Origin of the sequence: Lacticaseibacillus suilingensis (assembly GCF_016861845.1) — a bacterium.
GTDB classification, from domain to species: Bacteria; Bacillota; Bacilli; order Lactobacillales; family Lactobacillaceae; genus Lacticaseibacillus; species Lacticaseibacillus suilingensis.
On the sequence record NZ_BOLV01000022.1, the window covers coordinates 1 to 16,297 of the forward strand.

Genomic DNA, 16,297 nt, shown 5'->3' on the forward strand with positions numbered 1-16,297 from the left:
ATCTTACAAGGACTCAGGCTATGAGTCTTTCTATTTGACTAATTTGTTGCACTTGAATTGTAAATCCGTCACACAAAAAATCGGTGAGAACTGAATATCACCGACTTCTCAGTCCTGCCATAGTTGCACTGATCACTGATAAATGAAGCACCTACAATTAAAGTTAACTGTACCAGGAGCTATTTGACTTTGGGCGTAATTCCTGTCTGCTGACGAACCTTCTTTTGAAAATATTTGATTTTCTTGTCATAGTCGTCAACAACCGCGCGAACATTCTGCTGCCCTTTCCAACCTGAATACCCGAACATCAACATGCCCAGTGCACCCAGGACTAAGAGCACAATGCCAACGATGTTTAACCACAAGGTCTTGCCATGGAAGAAGTAGATCAGAACAATGCCAACGCCACTGAGAATGGTGCAAAGTTGAAACCAGTAGCCTAGGTTTTTCAACATATGCTTCTGATACGCAACTTCTTTTTCGTATCCCTTAGTCATTTCGTCAATTGTCATTTTGATTTTCCTTCTTCCATACACGTTCGTAGTTTAGTAAGACAGGCCAGGGTTGAAGAAACCAACTAGAACACCGACGAGCGAAACAACAACGAGTAACAGCATGGTCCAGATAGCTGAAACATGCTTCTTAGCCATCAACCACCAGCAGAATAATGTTACAAGTACTGTCAGCAAACCAGGATAGATGCTGTTCAGCTTGTCTTGCAGATTCAGGAAGACTTTGCCATCAGCACCGCGCAACTTGAGTGAGGTTGTGACGTTAACCCATGATGCCAGAACCCCACCAACAACCATACTGCCGACAATCCCGATAGCGTGACGAACAGCCGCGCCTTGTTTACCAACCAAGAAGCTAACCGCTTGATCACCGAAGCGATAACCACGGAAATAAAGGAAACGTTGGCCAAAGTATGCCATCAATACCCAGGCAACAATGTAGAAAATCGCCCCGACTGGTGAACCGCCAGTTGACATACCAAGGGAAATCCCTAAGAGAATGGGAATCAATGTCCCATCAATCAATGAATCACCAATACCAGCGATTGGGCCCATCAGGCCAGCACGCATATCGTTAATGGTCTCGCCGTCAATTTCTTTACCGTTCGCACGCGCCTGTTCCATGCTGGCCGTAACTCCGACAATCACCGTCCCAAGCATTGGATTGGTGTTGAAGAACGCAGTATAGGCTTGAATAGCTTTGACCTGGTCATCATGTTTTGGATACAGTTTTCTGAGAATTGGCAGCATTGATGCCATATACCCAAAAGTCTGCATATGTTCTTGTGAAAAGCAGGTCAACGCACCCCAGAACCAACGATGAAAAGATTTTGTCAGTGTTTTGTGATCAAGCTTTTTCATGTCATTTGTCGTTTCCATGATCAAATATCCTCCTCATCATCATCGTCACTTGGTCCATCTGCTGGTGCTGCACTATCCTTTGAAGGTGTGTTGTTAGAACCAGACATCTCAATTTCATAAATAATAACCGCAAACAGTAACGATACAACTGTGACTGAGACTAAGTTCAAGTGTAGTGAAGCAGCAAGTGTGAATCCAACTAAGAACGGAATGAAATCAGCTGCTTTACCAACAATTTGCCGAAGCAGAATCGCAATCCCGACACATGGCAGCATGCCGCCGACCGTGAACAGTGTCTTCATGGCAATGCCGTCCATTGGTAAGGCACTACGCAAAGCTGTAACCGCCGTAGCACCGTAGTATGTGAGTAACATTGTTGGTAAAAATGAGAACAATGCATGTGAGATCCAAGGCCAGCCAAAGTTAACAGCTGTTAATTTATCAATCTTGCCATTATGAACGTCTTTCCAACCAAAGGACTGCCAAACCAGGTTCATTGTTGCAACAGCGTAGTACAAAACCGTCCCGACAGTTCCGACTAATGTCCCAACTGACTTAGCCAAGTTAGCAGCACCGCCACCCAGCGGATTCAATCCTTGCGAAGAAATTGCAACCATTGCTAGAGGAATCCCAATATAAGAAATAGCACGAACATCGGCAGAAACAGTACCACCTGGGGTAACCAATGCGATATAAACCAACTGCATCGCAACCCCGCAGGCAATCCCTAACTGAAGATTACCTAGAATAATGCCACAGACAAGACCCCCAACCAATGGACGGCCAATGGTATAATTACCAACCGCTTGACCAGCCATACATGAGTTGGAACATAAGCAAGCGAAAACACCTAAAATAGCTGCCTGAAACCAACTAATTGTCATTTTTCTTACCTTCCTTTTTTGTGAGCGTGAGCAGGAGCGTTTAGAAACCGGAGCATAAGTGGCCTTGGACGTGATGGTCGCACTTTGACCATTGCGGCCAAGGTCCTTATGTGCAGGTTTCTGCGACTGCGAGCGCGTTATTGTTCAACCATTAATACCCAAAGCGTGACTTGAATTTGTCCCAACTACCAATCCGCTGATCTGGCAACAGCGCAAACTCAACTTTATAACCAGCCTTCTCAATCGCTTCAAAGGCATCGCCTTCCTCTTGGGTAAAGGACTGATTGTCTCCGAGTTTGACCGCGTTGTCGCGATCATTACCTGGACCGACAACAACTGTTTTAATGTCGCCCGGCTTGAAGTTCATATCGACCAAGATCTTTTTCATATCTTGAGGACTCTTGGTGATGAGAAAATACTTGGTTGCTGAGTTCAACACCTTATCCTTAACCTTGTCAAAATGATCTAACGTCCAAACGAAGGTCTTCTTGTCAGACGCTGCCATATAGGCTTCCTTCAAAATCGGATTGTTTGCCGCTTTGTCGTTTACCGCAATAATCCCATCCATCGGGTATTCCTTGCCCCAACGAACCGTGATCAAGCCATGAATCATGCGATCATCAATACGTACAAACGAAATTGCCATTTTGCTCACTCCTTAAATATCGTCATCGTCAGAAGCTTCTGATGAGGTCGTCTGAAATTCTTTGATGGCCGCGGTTGCTTCTGAAAATGCTTTTTCTTTTAACGCTGAGTTATCTAAACTGTCTTTCGACATCAATGTGGTTAACGCCATTGGGAAGTTCATCCCGCCAAGAACAAGCGTATCTTGCAGCTTGCCATGGTCGTTCAAAATGTTGCAAACCGTTGTGAGTGGACTACCGCCGACAATATCTGCCAGAACAACAAAGCTTGCATCCTCTGGCAGGGTCTTTAGCAATGCCTCAAACCGTGTTCCAAATGTTGAAGCTGCTTCATCGGGTTTTAAACCAACCGCAATGACAGAACCAATCGCATCATCGCCCGCAAACATACCCAAGGTTTGCTTTAAGCCACTGGAGAAATCACCGTGACTGACAAGAAGCAAATATTTCATCTAAATCATCCTTTTATCAAGACTATGAAAATATGTATTTACCGCAAAAGGCGACAATCAACCGAAGTACAACTGAAAGTGATCCATTATTGTTCGGACAGTATTGCGGTTGTCCCCGCGAGGAACGCCCTCCCTTCTGCAATCGTTATGTAAGTCGTTTTCTCTCTATATCTGGACGTCAACAAGGTTAACGCTTACAATCATTATGCTAAGCGCATTACTAATAAAAGTCACGAAGACGTTGTGCTTAATTTACAAAAATAGTGCTTAAGGGGTGGTTTCTTTGAACGCAGTAGAAAAACTTTATGCGACAATTGTGCAACACTTTCCAACTGAACGAATCACAACTAATCAGGCTGCCGATGCAGTGGGGCTAACACGCGGCGTGACCAGTAGTTATTTATCTAAGCTCGAAAAGCAAGGCAAACTGCTCAAGACCGGCAGTAGACCAGTTTACTGGCAAGTCAAGCGGGCCCATTCCGCTTTTGACGACTTAATCGGTGTCCACGGTAGTTTAAGCACTAACATTCAGCTGGCAATCGAAGCAATCGTCTATCCAACACATGGATTGCCGATCTTCATCACTGGTCCAGCCGGTAGTGGCAAATTGCCATTTGCTCAGGCAATTTATCACGAAGCCATTCGTCGTGAAGTGCTTAAGAAAACAGCTGTGTTTAAAATCATTGATTGTGCCAACTATAAGGATCATCCAGGGACACTCAAAAAGAAGTTGCAAAGTGAGAACAATGCAACGACGGCAGATGGCACCGCCGAAAGTGGCTACTTGTATATTAAAAATGTGCAGATGCTAGGTTCATCAGATCAACACTATCTTTTCACGCACACCAACCAGCAACAAACCACTGCTTTTCGTTACATCTATTCAGGAACAACTGAAATTTTCAAAGCAGCGCGCGTCTGGTTCAAAAGTGCAGCAGTTCAGATTAAACTAAGCGCTTTTAGCGATCGACCTTTAAACGAGCGCATTACGTTTGCGGCGATGTACCTTCAACAACAGGCTGATCAAATCAATAAAGAGATCTTGATCGCACCAAACGAGTTGATCAAACTGGCAAATTTTGATCACGTCAATAACATCACGGCATTGAATAACCGTGTTCAGTTGCTTTGCGCTGGCGCCTATGCCAATGCGCCTGAGCATATACCACTTCGTCTTGGTCAAACTGATATGAATGCGATTCTAGTAACGCCTAAACAACAAAACTTGCAAGCAAGAATCACATCTTTGATCACCAGCGCGTTGCAGCTTGGCCCAACAACTGACGCGCTTTTTAAGAAACTTTCTGACTCGCTAAACAATGGCGAGTCCATCACTGAACAGAATTTTCTTTTGGCGAAAGTGCTCAATCAAGTCGATACCATTGCTGGTGAAAAGCTTCTGTCTGTATTTGCGCAAGCCATTCAAAAGGACGCTAAAACGTATATCACCCATATATATGGTGTGACGTTTCCCAGCGACAATATTTTCTGGCAAAATGTGGCACTTGCCTTCGTATTCGCGAGTGTTTGTCGCGACAACTTGCCAGACACACAATCAGCACTGAAAATTCAGAAAGCAATCAAGCACCGTTATCCTCGAAGTTACTACCTTTTCAAGCACTTTTTGACTAAGTTAAAAGCGCAGTATGTTCAAAGCCCTTACTATTATTTGCCATTCTTCATGATAATGATTCATTGCGAAAGTAAAATCGAATCAGTGCAATACAATGCCATCCTGCTTGCTCACGGCGAACACACCGCATCGAGCATCCAGCAAGTGGTGAATTCGCTTTGCGGTAATTACTTTTTTGAGGCTTTTGATATGCCCATTGATGTGACACTTGATCAAATCAACGGTTACGTTCAGGAATACCTAACCGATCAAAGTCCATCTGCTAAGGGTAATATTGTCTTATTCGATATGGGTTCTTTGCGCCAGATGTTCAGAGAAATTAAAAAGGTATCTGATCAAGAGCTGATTGTGGTCAACAACGTAACCACTGCTATGGCGCTCGATATTGGCCTGCGCGTTCAGCGTAATGATGCCTTCCAGTCCATCGCTGAAGCCAGCGAGCAATATGGTGCAACAACTGAAGCCCAATATTACGAAGGCTTATCAAACAAGAAGAACATTATCGTCTCTTGCATGTCTGGCGTCGGTCTGTCTGAAGAAGTCAAAAAGCTAATTGATGCGACCCTTTCGCCAGCACTTGAAGTCATTGCCGTTGACTACAAAGAACTCCATACCCTGCTCACCAATCATGATCGAAAATTTTTCTCGAATACCCAGTTAATCTTAACCACCACCGATGTTGCTGGCGATATCGGGGGCGATATCGGCATTGATATCGTGAATGTCTATAATGTTTTCGATAAGGCCTCCTCACAAAAAATGCAAACTGTCCTACGCAATTGTGGTGAAAGCCCCCAGTCCATTAATGAACTCATTGATCGATTGGTTCGCTTCTTGTCGATTGAAGGTATCCGCGGCCGCTTGCAGATCCTGAATCCCGATATTGTCATTCAAGAAAGTCAACGTATTGTCTCCCACTACGAAGACTTCTACAACGTCAAATTCGGATCCAGACTAAAGCTCAATCTCTACATGCACTTGTCCTTAATGATTGAACGCATGATGACCAGCAGACGCAGCACTACTTCAATTGATCGTGCAACCTTAACCCCACCTGAGCAAGAATTCTTCTCCCTTTCCAGCGGCATTTTTCAGCCAGTTGAGCAAAAATTCAATATCAAGGTGCAGGACTACGAAATTGCTTTGCTTTATCAACTGCTCAAGGACTTTATTTTTGGATAACAACCCCTACTTAATAGATGTAGGTAGTTGCGCAGCGCAAGTAGCATTAGGTGTAAAGTTTCTCTCGGTTAGGTCCGAGTCAGAAGGATAAATTGACAAAAGAAGACCGCTTGTCCTCTAATTGAGCTACCACACAAAATCAGAGAGAAGCGATCTTCCATGTCCTCAATTGTAGCAATTGTCCTTGAAGCTTTAAAGTCCAATGACTCCATTATCAGTGCTGAAAGTCAAATGATGACCGAGCTCAGCCAGTTGGTCTGTGCCGGCGTAGCTCAGGCTTGTGAGCAACTTGATGATGATTTGTGCCTTGGTCATAAGGATTACAGAATCATTCACAAGTATCAGCGGCACATCACTGCCATGTTCGGTGATGTCCTGTTTAAGCGGCGCTTGGTGAAAGATGACAGTGGCCGGCTCTTTTACCCGTTTGACGAAAAGGTTGGCTTAGCTACGGGTCGACGCTTCACACCAATGATCATGGCTAAGGTCGCCGAACTAGCCTCGTTGACTGTGATGCGGACAACCGCGAAGGCCGTTGATCTTCTAACGCCATTCTCAATGTCAGCGATGACCGTGGACAACTTAGTGCGCGAGGCTGGACAAGAGCTAGACACGGTACGTGAAGCCGAGGCCAAGTACGTCACGGTGGAGGTAGACCGGCGAGCAGTACCGCAACTGTTCATCGAAGGCGATGCCTTTGAGGTGAAGCTGAAGCATGGCACTCAGGTAATGGTTCATCGCGTCCAAATCAGTGAAGGCGTGACGCAGTCAGGCAAGCGGCACCAGTTGATCAACCGGCATAGCATCACCGGGCTGTCGCACGAGAAGGTCTTTGATGAAGCCAGGTCATACATCGACCAGCACTACGATTTGCGCGAGACGTGCGCCCTGACCGGCAGTGATAATGGGTCTGGTTATAGTCCTAAGGCGTTCAAGGAGTTGGTCCCGGGCGCCGCTAGGTGGGCGCACGTGCTAGACGGCTACCACCTGAATCGCAAGCTCAAGGAGCGGTTCAGCATGATGCCACGTGATCTGCAAGACATACTCCGCAAGTCAGTTTGGACTGGCAACAAGGCCAGAACAGAGATGGTCTTGGATACCGCGGAAAGCATGGTTCAAGACACCGATTCAGGGGACTCAATGCGCAGTGAATGGCTCGATAATCTCACCAAGCTTCGGCGCTATCTTGACCGAAATTGGCCTTACATCGAGGCACTTTCGAATCGACAATTGGATCGGCGTGGACTTGGAAGCTGTGAGTCTAACCATAGACGGTATACGTATCGGACCAAGCTGCAGGGCCGTTCATGGACAAGAAGTGGTCTGATCGCAGAGTTGAGGATCATTGACGCGCTGCAGAACGATGATTACCTCAGCAGTCTGGAAGCTACGGCATTTCTGGAAACGCAAATCAAGCCGGAAGTGAAGACCACGCTTCGGAGCCTTCAGCTGTTTGGGCCAGCGCTTACAACGCACCGGGGTGCTTATCAGGGACGTATAGCGCTGTACGCAAGTACTAGTTCGGGCACTGGTCACCTAGCACACATCTTCAACTGAACCCACTCAGTAGGCCAGGATGACCGGAGCAGGAATGGCGTCAGGGGTGACGTCTGTGTTGGCGATTTATCGCCTACACAGAGGCCGAGCTTTGAGACTCGCAAAGCGAGGCTCAAAGTCGTGCCCACCCCGTTCCACGCCAATTCCTGTGGAGGTCGTCCTGGCCGGCAGTCGAGCAAAAAAGAATAGTTCAATTAGTGGAACCGAGAAAGACTTGACACATACACACTGCCGCGTGAGGTTCACTTGAATTAGGAGTCGTGTTATAATAAAGACAAGCGAAAAGGCACCCCATAAGGAGCGCCCTTCCACAGCAGAACCGTTTTAAGAACGGTGGCATGTTGTCACAAACTAAAAGCCGCGACGCCCGCCAAAGTCGAAGCGGCTTTTAGTTTGCTCATTTTTCCCGGCCGAAGCCGAACGCCTTCATCAGTTTTCGCACTGCGTTGACCAATCGCGTGACCGCGAGGACAAGCAGAGCTACTGCACTGATGAAGGCCGTGATTGCCGCTAGAGCGCCAATCACAAGCAAACCTGTACCCCCTTTCGTTGGAATTCAAGGTTATGAACCTTACGCCCATAAGCCTCACCTTCTCTCGAATTCGAAGATACCACCGCTCATTCACTTTTCTGCTGACTTCATTATACTAAAAAAGCCGTAAAATGCCTAGAGCCACGGGCATTCGACGGCTTTTCGTTTTGAATTTAGGCCGCTAAAATAGCCGCCGCGAGCCACGGGGTGAAGCCATCAGCCGTTCCGGCTGTGCAAGTGCGGGCGCCACGCCCGCCCACACTTGCAGGGCTGTGTTTGATCTCGAAGCAATCCCCGCAAGACCTGACAGTCAGTGCGCGGCACGGCAAAAATCAGCCGCACTCGCTATTTCGAAGCTAGGTCACCCCGTGGATCGCGGCGGCCTGGCACTGAAGTGCAATGAGAACCGTAGAAGCACAATAGGTATTCGCTACCGGCGGGGCAACTTTTCCATTGGCTAGCTATTCCGGCGTGTTGTCAGACGTGATTCTGAGGCACGTTCCCACAAGAGAGTGAATAGGCACCTGCTTGAGGGCCTAAAAAAAGGCAAAAAAATAGTCCCGCCACCTCAAGAGGCGACGGGACTAATGCAAAGACCACGTATAAACATTCAGTAGGGAAAATGCGAGCACTCTTACTTCAAACTGAATTGACCCGTTTTGAAATTGAGCTTCACGCCTTCTTGCCGATTGAAGACCCAAACGTTTAAGTGTAAAGCGTTCGGGTTCTTGAGAGATTGAACAATGACATGCACGCCACGGGGCACAAGCTCAGGCCCACTATATATAGGGATTGCCTGGTAGGCAACGGCTTCATCTTGATGGGCTTGGAGATAGTTGCGCGTTAGCGTTTCGGGATACGCCATGCCACCGGGATTGTTCATATCGTTGGTGCCGACATTTTGTGCACGTGTACCAAGAATAACGTTGTGAGTCTGCATATCGCCGTTTAGTGACCAGGCGACTAGGTGCGACTTGTTGTAGAGATAGCCTCGGTAGCCTGCAAGCTGCACAATGCAATTATTGTTACGACCGCCCCGCCAGGCCTTTTCTCCCGTGTCAGGGTTGAGCGCAAATTTAGCATGGAGATACTCGCCCGAGACTCTCGTTTCTGATGGAAATGCGGGCCGTTTTACTACACTGCTGCTATGAAACATCATCGACGGATAAGTGACAACCGCCGACACACCTTGAGTGCGCCCCGCACTATCTAGGGCGCTGTAATCTGTCGATGCGGAAACAAAGCTCGGATCTTTTAGATTACGACTCACCGTGCGGGCGAAGCCTCCCTCAAATACGGGTTTATTGTTATCTACTGTCATGTAGTTCTGCGGATATTTTCCAATGCTGAATGGGGTATTGATCAGTGCGGTGTCCGCTTTGGAGTTCTCAGTAGTTGCGTCCGGAAGAAAGCTAGCTAGCTGTTCTACTGCCATACAACCGGTTAGTGTGACCATTGCCGCTACGAGGACGACTACGTGTCCGAGATGTTTGATATTCACATGGACGCCCCCCTCAGCTCCTAGCCAGTGCCGCCGCCTGCAAAGCCTGACGCGCCGGACTCGATTTCTGCTTCTGTGATACGGTGTGCTCTACACCTTCGACGTGTTGGTATTTCTGCTCATCTTCTTTATCAACCGCGCTATACCCATAGGTCTTAATCAGATAAGCCATTTCTTGCGGCGAATCCGCTTCAAAGAGTCCTTTATTAAGCTGGTTTGCCTGCACTGCTTTTAGGCGGTCACGCCCATCCTGGTCACGCTCTTGGATTACTTTCAGTCCTTCTTCCTGCGCCTTATTAGCGTAGATACGATCAATCAAACGGGCTGGGAACCCACTTTCGTTTTGCACCTGCTTCAGTCTGTCGTTCCAGTCCTTGATCTGATACTGTACGGGCTTAACCCCGCCATTTTCGTACTGAGCGGTGTAAGCTTGTAGCTTACCAATGAGCGCTTGCTGCATTGTTGGATCAAGTGACGGATCAAGGCGCGTAATCAGTGCTTGATAGTTAAGGCCGTTTTGGTCAGTTAGTTCCCCCATCAGTCCGGCAAGTTGACCGGCGCGTATTTCATATTGACTGCCTGGCGCGCTGCCGTCGCTGTGAGTGAAGCCACCCTTCAGCCCAAACCAGTTATTGACTTTCTTATCGTCATGAAAGTTAGTTTCTACCTTATCTAACGCTGCCAACGGTTCCCATGGCACATTAGCCGCGGCCGCTTGTTGTTGCAAGGTTCTCAAGCGTTCAGTAGGGACAGCGAGGTCGTCAACCATGAAGTGACCGTATGGTATTGTTTCACCTGTTTCCGCGTTCTCAAAGCTGTGCTTATTGACCATCTCGTCAAAGAAACGGTGCCCCGCCGGGTCATTGTCAACACCAAACCCAACGCGTTCAGGTGCGTTGCCGGTGCGGGTGTGATAGTAGACCATAGCCTTAATCACTGACTGAGGCTTGAGACCATCCATCGCAAAGAACATGGTGTCTCTAGTTTGTGGATGCAAGCTCAGATAAGACAACGCATCGATTGGCGACTCAAAGACGTATAGCTGCTTTGGATGGCCGATCGAAAAATTAAACCCATAGTCCTGTTCTGAATTTTTGGCAATCTGTTTGAACGTACCGCGCGGCCCGTTGTGCTGCTTGTCGATGGTTGTACCTTGGATAGACGCGCCAACGCGCTCACCATCACTTGCCCAAACAAAAATGGTATTGCCCTTGTTATCCTGTTGAATGAACCCGCGTTGATGCAACTGATCAATGATTGCCGGGTTCAAGCCCCGCGCCAATGTCAGATAATCGCGTGCACGACTGAAGTCTTTAGAGTTCTGAATGTCATACTCAAATGGCTGTCGTTCTTCCATTGCCACCTTGGCTGTTGATAGGCTACTATCATTTAACGCAATTACCGCCTTGCGGAAGTCATCCACGCCCACGACCTTCATCATGAAGTCGATAGTTGACCCGCCGACTTGGCGGCTATTCCACGTGAACTGGTTTTTACGGGCGTTCACCTTTAGTGAGTCGTGTTGATCCCATGACCAGTAATCGCCGCCATCGTGCACTAGGTTAATGCCATTCTTCGCTGCCACGTCAAAGATTGAAATCTCTTTAGCGTGGCTGATCATCTCGGTAGTGAGCGTTTGAGTCTTTTCCTTAGCTACACGCGGTACTTCTGGGGCTACGTTATCCTCTGTTGCCATGTAAATCCCTCCTTTGAGTCGTACAAAAAAGCCGCAGCGTGTTAGCTGCGGCTATCGCCACTGATCATAACCAGGGGCTTGCTGACGCTCGTGGTCAGCTTCTTTTTCATCTTGCACGCGTTCATAGTCACGCTGTGCTCTCACGCGCGCTTTTACGTCACCAGATAGTGCGCGCCGAATTGAAGATAGCGCACCCATGATGCCGTGAGTCGGCCGTTTCCCTTGCGCCTTGTGGTAGGAGAACCCGTTCGGATGTTCCTTCCTATAAACTGCGTCATCTACTTTCCTCATCTCACCTAAGATTGAGTTTCCCATCCTGGCGTACAGCTCGTTGTACTTGTTGTGCTCATAATCTTTAGCACGGCCTGCTTCTTTACCTTGCTGCCCAGTACCGTACAGTTCTTCGCGAAAATCGGTTTCAGCTTTTAGTGCTTGGTCGAATTCGTGCAATTCATCGCCGTGATAACGCTGCATGAATTTGGAGCTAAAGACGTCGAGCAACGGTCGGACTTCTTGGAGTGCGTTCATGTTGTACTTCCACTTCCGCTTGTCATCAGGTAGCGCCCTGTATATCTGCTGGTACAGCCGCAGCAAGTCAAAGTCTGGGAGCTTACCCCAGTCATAGTCATGTTGCGGTAACTCATTTCTGATCAGACTGGAAAGATGAGCCAGTGACTGATCGCGGTTGGCTAGCTCGTTTGCGATGGAGGATTTGAATGTTGAAATCGACGCACGCTTAAACATGCCATTCGCGGCTTGCTTTGCTTGACCATCGCCATCGTGAATCAGGATTTTTTGGCGTGTTGGTTCTGGTTCAACGAACGCAATATGCACATGAATGTTATCGGTGTTTAGGTGTATTGAGGCAGACCAGATGGCTGTATTCGATAGTCCCTCATTGATTAAAAGTCCGCTCACACCATGACGAATTGAATCCTGTAATTTGTCCTGATCTAGCTGCTTTGTTTTCAGATCATAAAGACTGTGATCCGCAAGAAACCGGTCGTCGAAACTCACTACGGTTTGCCACATTAAAGAGCCATTTTTTTGGGCAAGAGCAAACTGCCGCTTCAGCTCAATCCGCTCTTCCTGCGACAAAGCGTCCTTCCCTGCCGTGAACAAGCCCTTGCTCTTTTCTGGGTTGCTCATGTAGTTGTTGTAGCCGTCGAAACGATTAACGTTCCAGTCCTTGAAGTGATCACTGCGCATTGCATCCGGTCGATCCATATAGTTTACGTAGCCGCTGAATTTCTTGTTCTCCGCTGGCACAAACTTCATTACCGTGACGATACCGGGTGTCTTACTCATCGTCATCACCCTGTGTCGATCTCGTCAGCTTATCTTTTCGTGCAACTTGGTAAGCATGGATTTGATCTGCGACTTGCTTCTGTGTCTCGCGCAGAGACTCTGCGACAATATCGGTCACTGGGATTGAGTCTTCCATGCCGCTAATAATCAGATAAGAGTTGAGCAAGTTAGTAAGAACACGCACGTTTTTATCAACGTAACCAGTCCGAATGCGGATCGGATCGAGCTGCGGTTTGATCTCTTTGGCGATGGCCTTTGCAAGGCTTTCGCGATCGGATAACTGCTTTTGTAGTGATTGGTATTCGACGAACAAATGTTGCAGACCTTCGCCAAAAGTAGCAGCGTCATTTTCAACCATATATCTTCGAAGCCACTCCCAGGACATTCCGTTTTCTGCTGTATCTTCAAGCATGATGTGTTTGCGTACTTTTGTCATAACTTCACCTACTTCGATCCAAGAACAGCGACAAAACTGTTAATTGCCGTTGTCGCTTTTGACATAATGTTCTCGGCCTTGCGCAAGGTCTCGATCATATTTTCTTTGTCATCGTCAACAAAGTATTTAGATGCCGATGAGTGAATTAGCTGGCGTAGAAATTGTTCTCGCGAAACGCCTTTTTTTACAGCAGCAGAATCGATTAACGCTAAATCCGCACTGCTAATATTCCGTATAATTGTCGTTGCCATAGTCCGGCCTCCTCTCAAGTAACCTGTCACGTTTTTTCTACTGCCGCTTGCGGCGGGGTGGTTCAAAGGGTTGGCTGGGGCGAAAAGCCACAGCCATTTGAAAGAGCATAATAGAAATCTGCTATCACTTTGTGATAGAACCCGCAGTGCGGGTTGATTTATAGCGATAGCAGAATTAGGCCCTAAAACCCACGTTCAAGGGCTTTACGCCCACGGGCCGCACGGCTCTAAACCCACGATATGAGCAATTTAGCCCACTCGTTTTCTGCAACGCCCACGATATGCCACGAAAAACCCACGGCATATTTTCAGGCTATTGTAGTTGTTTTTGGTATTTCTGCTGCGCAAGAGTGGCTGTTTTGATTGATGCTTTGGCATTTTTGCGTGCCGTTTGTTGTGTCTTCAAAGAGCTTTTTGTGTCCGCAATTTTCTGTTTTGTTGCCGTCTTTTGTGATCCAGTTTGTACGTTAAGTGACCCTTTCTGCTTCTTCAAAGTGGCCTTCAAAGTGACAATATTCTTGTCTGCCGTCTTTACTTTTTGACGATAGGCCGTGATACGTTTGCCATAGAAATGAACCATGTATTTGAAGTATTCACGTTCAAGTTGATGGTCACTTGGCGTCACGTTTCCGGGAGAGCTTGTTGCCTTAGTGATACTAATTGGCTGTGATGATGACATTGAGATGCCGCCATTGAGTTGCTTCTTAGTGCCAATGTTGACGAACAAAGCAGCCTGCTTTTCGGGCACATGTTTAACAATCAAAGTGTAGAAGTCTTCACTCACCTGTACGAACTTTGAAGGTAATGCCTGACCATTGCCTGAGCTTCTGGTTCGCACGTTAGCCTTGATAGGTTCCAACGGGTTGATCTGGTTATCCTTAACGTAGAAATTCAACTGATAGGTGGTCTTGTTTGCATATTTTGATGCACCCGCAAAAGTAAATTGGTTGTCCCCTTGCATGAAAGACTGATCTATTTTCACGCCATCTACTGTGCTGTTTTTTGGAAATAAAAAGGCCACTGCGAATGCAGCGGCGACAACGGTAATGATCCCAACCAGGAGGTAAATGAACTTTTTTTCTGCCCGGTTTTTGGATCGCATTGTGATTGATGAACTAAAGGCACTCAAAACATTGCCTCCCTTCTATTGTTGGTTCAGAGGTACGCCAGGTTCCATTTGTGCGTACACGTATTCACTCCATTCGGTGATCTGATTATCCTTGAAGTTAAGTCGGTAGATGATGTCTTGCTTCTGTGGGTTAGTGTTGCCAGCGCCACTGATATCAAAGACAACCCGCACGGTTACTTGTCGATTTGCGCCATTAGCGGGCTGTATTTGAACATCCTTTGTGTACCAGGTTGTGCTCCATTTGTAGTTGTCTGCGGCCATGCCACCTGTTGGAACGACAACGAGATCATCCGCAATCTTCTTTGTCGCAATCGCCTCAATATCATCGTGTTTCTTCTGCGCATTGTCATAGTATTGAGTGTTTAAGGTGACAAACTCTTTGGCACGTTTTGAGAGCTTGGCGTCATTTTCTTTTAGCGCCGAGAACTCTTTTGCGTCGGCTTGATTGGCTAGGTTAGTAGCTGTGTCTGCACCGGAGTTGCTGCTGTTTGCTGTTCCTTTTGTTTTTTTCTTAACCACTACGCTAGTTTGTGGGACCGGTTTTGACTGACTGGTTTGATACCAGCCAACACCCGCCGCCCCCGTAGCGAGAACGGCCCAGGCTGTAATGCCTGCCACTACTTTCTTACTTACCATATTTACATCCTCCGTTACTTTATTCTGCCAAAACCAGCGAAGTGTGACTGCCAATAAGATGACGTGTAGGTGGCGATGTTGACATCTTTACCTGCGGCATTGATCATCTGTGTACTAGAAAGCACAATCGCCACGTGCGTAATACGCGGGCCAGCATACGTGCCCTGGAAGAAGATTAAATCGCCTGCTTTAACCTCGCTCTTGCTTATCCGCTTGGTGGCATCATACTGCTGCTGAGCCGTTCTTGGTAGTGAGATCCCGGCCTTGCGCATCGCCCATTGGGTTAGGCCGCTACAATCAAAGCCAGGTGGATTTGCTCCTGAAACATTTGCACCGAAGATATAGGGTTTGCCAAGCTGAGCTTTAGCAGCACTATAAACCTTGTCAAAGTAGCTCATCTTATCGCCCATAATGCTGACGTTGGCGTTGCTACCTTTACCTTCAAACAGTGACTTTGCGTCCTCTTTGGTCATAAACATCTTGGCGATAGATACGACGTTTGCTATCCACCCTGAGTTCATGTTCGTTGGGTCATTGTCGGCACCTATCGGAGCGTATGCTGTCTGCAAAGCAGGTAGCGTGCTTAGCCCGCGTACCACAACAAGGTTGTGCAGCGTTTCGGCGGTAACGTCAATCCCCTTTTCAAGACTGTTAAAGTGCATGACGTGACTGCCACGCATTTGCCCGCTTGGATTGTTGTCATATCGCACAGCATGACTCGTGCCCCACCCAGACTCGTTTGCCATGATGGCGGCGAAGATTGCCGGATTAACGCCAGCCTTTTGTGCGGCCGCAATGGTGTACTGCTCTTTATCAGCAAGAACCCCACGCCCGTAGTTTTTGACCCAGGCAGCGTGAAAAACAGCTGCGTTGAAGACCATGTTGGTGAGTAGCCCACCGGAACCAGCGTCAGCAGAAACATTGCTTTCTTCTTGCCCCAGGTACGCATCAACAGAGGTGAGAACACCAAGCATTAGCGTAAGCCCTAGGAACAGCACGGAGGCGGCTAGAGCGAGTGGAACAAGCCATTTACGCCTGCTCCACCCGATCCAGACTCGCCTCATAGCCGTGGCTTGCTCCATA

The 16,297-nt window shown here is 47.6% G+C and carries 16 protein-coding genes; 2 read left to right on the top strand and 14 right to left on the bottom strand.

Features of this window, described 5'->3' with window-relative positions:
* Positions 1-179 precede the first annotated feature (179 nt).
* The 5 genes from JUF11_RS11405 to JUF11_RS11425 form a co-directional block, all read right to left on the bottom strand.
* Positions 180-512, bottom strand: a complete 333-nt coding sequence (locus tag JUF11_RS11405) for a PTS sugar transporter (protein WP_010009884.1) — start codon at positions 510-512, stop codon at positions 180-182.
* A gap of 33 nt (positions 513-545) precedes the next feature.
* On the bottom strand, positions 546-1,391 hold the full coding sequence (locus tag JUF11_RS11410; protein WP_204119686.1) for a PTS system mannose/fructose/sorbose family transporter subunit IID: 846 nt from the start codon (positions 1,389-1,391) through the stop codon (positions 546-548).
* Between the two features lie 2 nt (positions 1,392-1,393).
* Positions 1,394-2,257, bottom strand: a complete 864-nt coding sequence (locus JUF11_RS11415; RefSeq protein ID WP_204119687.1) for a PTS mannose/fructose/sorbose/N-acetylgalactosamine transporter subunit IIC — start codon at positions 2,255-2,257, stop codon at positions 1,394-1,396.
* 151 nt (positions 2,258-2,408) lie between these two features.
* Entirely contained in the window at positions 2,409-2,903 is a 495-nt protein-coding gene (locus JUF11_RS11420) for a PTS sugar transporter subunit IIB (protein WP_003563323.1), read from the bottom strand.
* Between the two features lie 12 nt (positions 2,904-2,915).
* Complete coding sequence (locus JUF11_RS11425) at positions 2,916-3,353, bottom strand: fructose/mannose phosphotransferase system IIA component (protein WP_003573527.1); 438 nt, start codon at positions 3,351-3,353, stop codon at positions 2,916-2,918.
* Positions 3,354-3,636: 283 nt separating this feature from the next.
* Between JUF11_RS11425 and JUF11_RS11430 the strand changes: the two genes are divergently transcribed.
* Together JUF11_RS11430 and JUF11_RS11435 are read left to right on the top strand one after the other, a co-directional pair.
* Positions 3,637-6,168: a PRD domain-containing protein gene (locus tag JUF11_RS11430; protein ID WP_204119688.1), complete on the top strand. Its 2,532-nt coding sequence runs from the start codon at positions 3,637-3,639 to the stop codon at positions 6,166-6,168.
* A gap of 159 nt (positions 6,169-6,327) precedes the next feature.
* On the top strand, positions 6,328-7,725 hold the full coding sequence (locus JUF11_RS11435) for an ISLre2 family transposase (protein ID WP_204119689.1): 1,398 nt from the start codon (positions 6,328-6,330) through the stop codon (positions 7,723-7,725).
* Positions 7,726-8,122: 397 nt separating this feature from the next.
* Here JUF11_RS11435 and JUF11_RS13320 read toward each other — a convergent pair whose 3' ends face one another.
* The 9 genes from JUF11_RS13320 to JUF11_RS13370 all read right to left on the bottom strand — a co-directional run bounded on the left by JUF11_RS13320 (position 8,123) and on the right by JUF11_RS13370 (position 16,296).
* Positions 8,123-8,257 (bottom strand): hypothetical protein, encoded by a 135-nt coding sequence (locus JUF11_RS13320; protein WP_268886768.1) that lies wholly within the window; start codon positions 8,255-8,257, stop codon positions 8,123-8,125.
* Between the two features lie 634 nt (positions 8,258-8,891).
* The gene (locus JUF11_RS11440; RefSeq protein ID WP_204119707.1) at positions 8,892-9,713 is read right to left on the bottom strand and encodes a DNA/RNA non-specific endonuclease; all 822 of its coding nucleotides are present in this window, start codon (positions 9,711-9,713) and stop codon (positions 8,892-8,894) included.
* A gap of 58 nt (positions 9,714-9,771) precedes the next feature.
* Positions 9,772-11,454, bottom strand: a complete 1,683-nt coding sequence (locus JUF11_RS11445) for a DUF3991 and TOPRIM domain-containing protein (RefSeq protein ID WP_204119690.1) — start codon at positions 11,452-11,454, stop codon at positions 9,772-9,774.
* Positions 11,455-11,505: 51 nt separating this feature from the next.
* Positions 11,506-12,762 carry a MobP2 family relaxase gene (mobP2, locus tag JUF11_RS11450; RefSeq protein ID WP_204119691.1) on the bottom strand — a complete coding sequence of 419 codons (1,257 nt, stop codon included), beginning with the start codon at positions 12,760-12,762 and terminating at the stop codon, positions 11,506-11,508.
* On the bottom strand, positions 12,755-13,198 hold the full coding sequence (locus JUF11_RS11455) for a hypothetical protein (protein WP_203634075.1): 444 nt from the start codon (positions 13,196-13,198) through the stop codon (positions 12,755-12,757). The genes mobP2 and JUF11_RS11455 overlap by 8 nt, the downstream gene beginning before the upstream one ends.
* Before the next feature lie 8 nt (positions 13,199-13,206).
* A complete protein-coding gene (locus tag JUF11_RS11460; RefSeq protein ID WP_203634073.1) occupies positions 13,207-13,449 on the bottom strand; it encodes a hypothetical protein in 243 nt (80 codons plus the stop codon).
* A gap of 313 nt (positions 13,450-13,762) precedes the next feature.
* Positions 13,763-14,578, bottom strand: a complete 816-nt coding sequence (locus JUF11_RS11465) for an ABC transporter ATP-binding protein (RefSeq protein ID WP_204119692.1) — start codon at positions 14,576-14,578, stop codon at positions 13,763-13,765.
* Positions 14,579-14,593: 15 nt separating this feature from the next.
* Positions 14,594-15,214: a hypothetical protein gene (locus tag JUF11_RS11470; protein ID WP_204119693.1), complete on the bottom strand. Its 621-nt coding sequence runs from the start codon at positions 15,212-15,214 to the stop codon at positions 14,594-14,596.
* Between the two features lie 14 nt (positions 15,215-15,228).
* On the bottom strand, positions 15,229-16,296 hold the full coding sequence (locus tag JUF11_RS13370; RefSeq protein ID WP_308439946.1) for a C40 family peptidase: 1,068 nt from the start codon (positions 16,294-16,296) through the stop codon (positions 15,229-15,231).
* Position 16,297: the final 1 nt, after the last annotated feature.

Bases quoted from the DNA above. Each gene is read 5' to 3' on its own strand.
- JUF11_RS11405 (WP_010009884.1), bottom strand. From the start codon at position 512: ATGACAATTGACGAAATGACTAAGGGATACGAAAAAGAAGTTGCGTAT.
- JUF11_RS11410 (WP_204119686.1), bottom strand. From the start codon at position 1,391: ATGGAAACGACAAATGACATGAAAAAGCTTGATCACAAAACACTGACA.
- JUF11_RS11415 (WP_204119687.1), bottom strand. From the start codon at position 2,257: ATGACAATTAGTTGGTTTCAGGCAGCTATTTTAGGTGTTTTCGCTTGC.
- JUF11_RS11420 (WP_003563323.1), bottom strand. From the start codon at position 2,903: ATGGCAATTTCGTTTGTACGTATTGATGATCGCATGATTCATGGCTTG.
- JUF11_RS11425 (WP_003573527.1), bottom strand. From the start codon at position 3,353: ATGAAATATTTGCTTCTTGTCAGTCACGGTGATTTCTCCAGTGGCTTA.
- JUF11_RS11435 (WP_204119689.1), top strand. From the start codon at position 6,328: ATGTCCTCAATTGTAGCAATTGTCCTTGAAGCTTTAAAGTCCAATGAC.
- JUF11_RS11440 (WP_204119707.1), bottom strand. From the start codon at position 9,713: ATGGTCACACTAACCGGTTGTATGGCAGTAGAACAGCTAGCTAGCTTT.
- JUF11_RS11445 (WP_204119690.1), bottom strand. From the start codon at position 11,454: ATGGCAACAGAGGATAACGTAGCCCCAGAAGTACCGCGTGTAGCTAAG.
- mobP2 (WP_204119691.1), bottom strand. From the start codon at position 12,762: ATGAGTAAGACACCCGGTATCGTCACGGTAATGAAGTTTGTGCCAGCG.
- JUF11_RS11455 (WP_203634075.1), bottom strand. From the start codon at position 13,198: ATGACAAAAGTACGCAAACACATCATGCTTGAAGATACAGCAGAAAAC.
- JUF11_RS11460 (WP_203634073.1), bottom strand. From the start codon at position 13,449: ATGGCAACGACAATTATACGGAATATTAGCAGTGCGGATTTAGCGTTA.
- JUF11_RS11470 (WP_204119693.1), bottom strand. From the start codon at position 15,214: ATGGTAAGTAAGAAAGTAGTGGCAGGCATTACAGCCTGGGCCGTTCTC.
- JUF11_RS13370 (WP_308439946.1), bottom strand. From the start codon at position 16,296: ATGGAGCAAGCCACGGCTATGAGGCGAGTCTGGATCGGGTGGAGCAGG.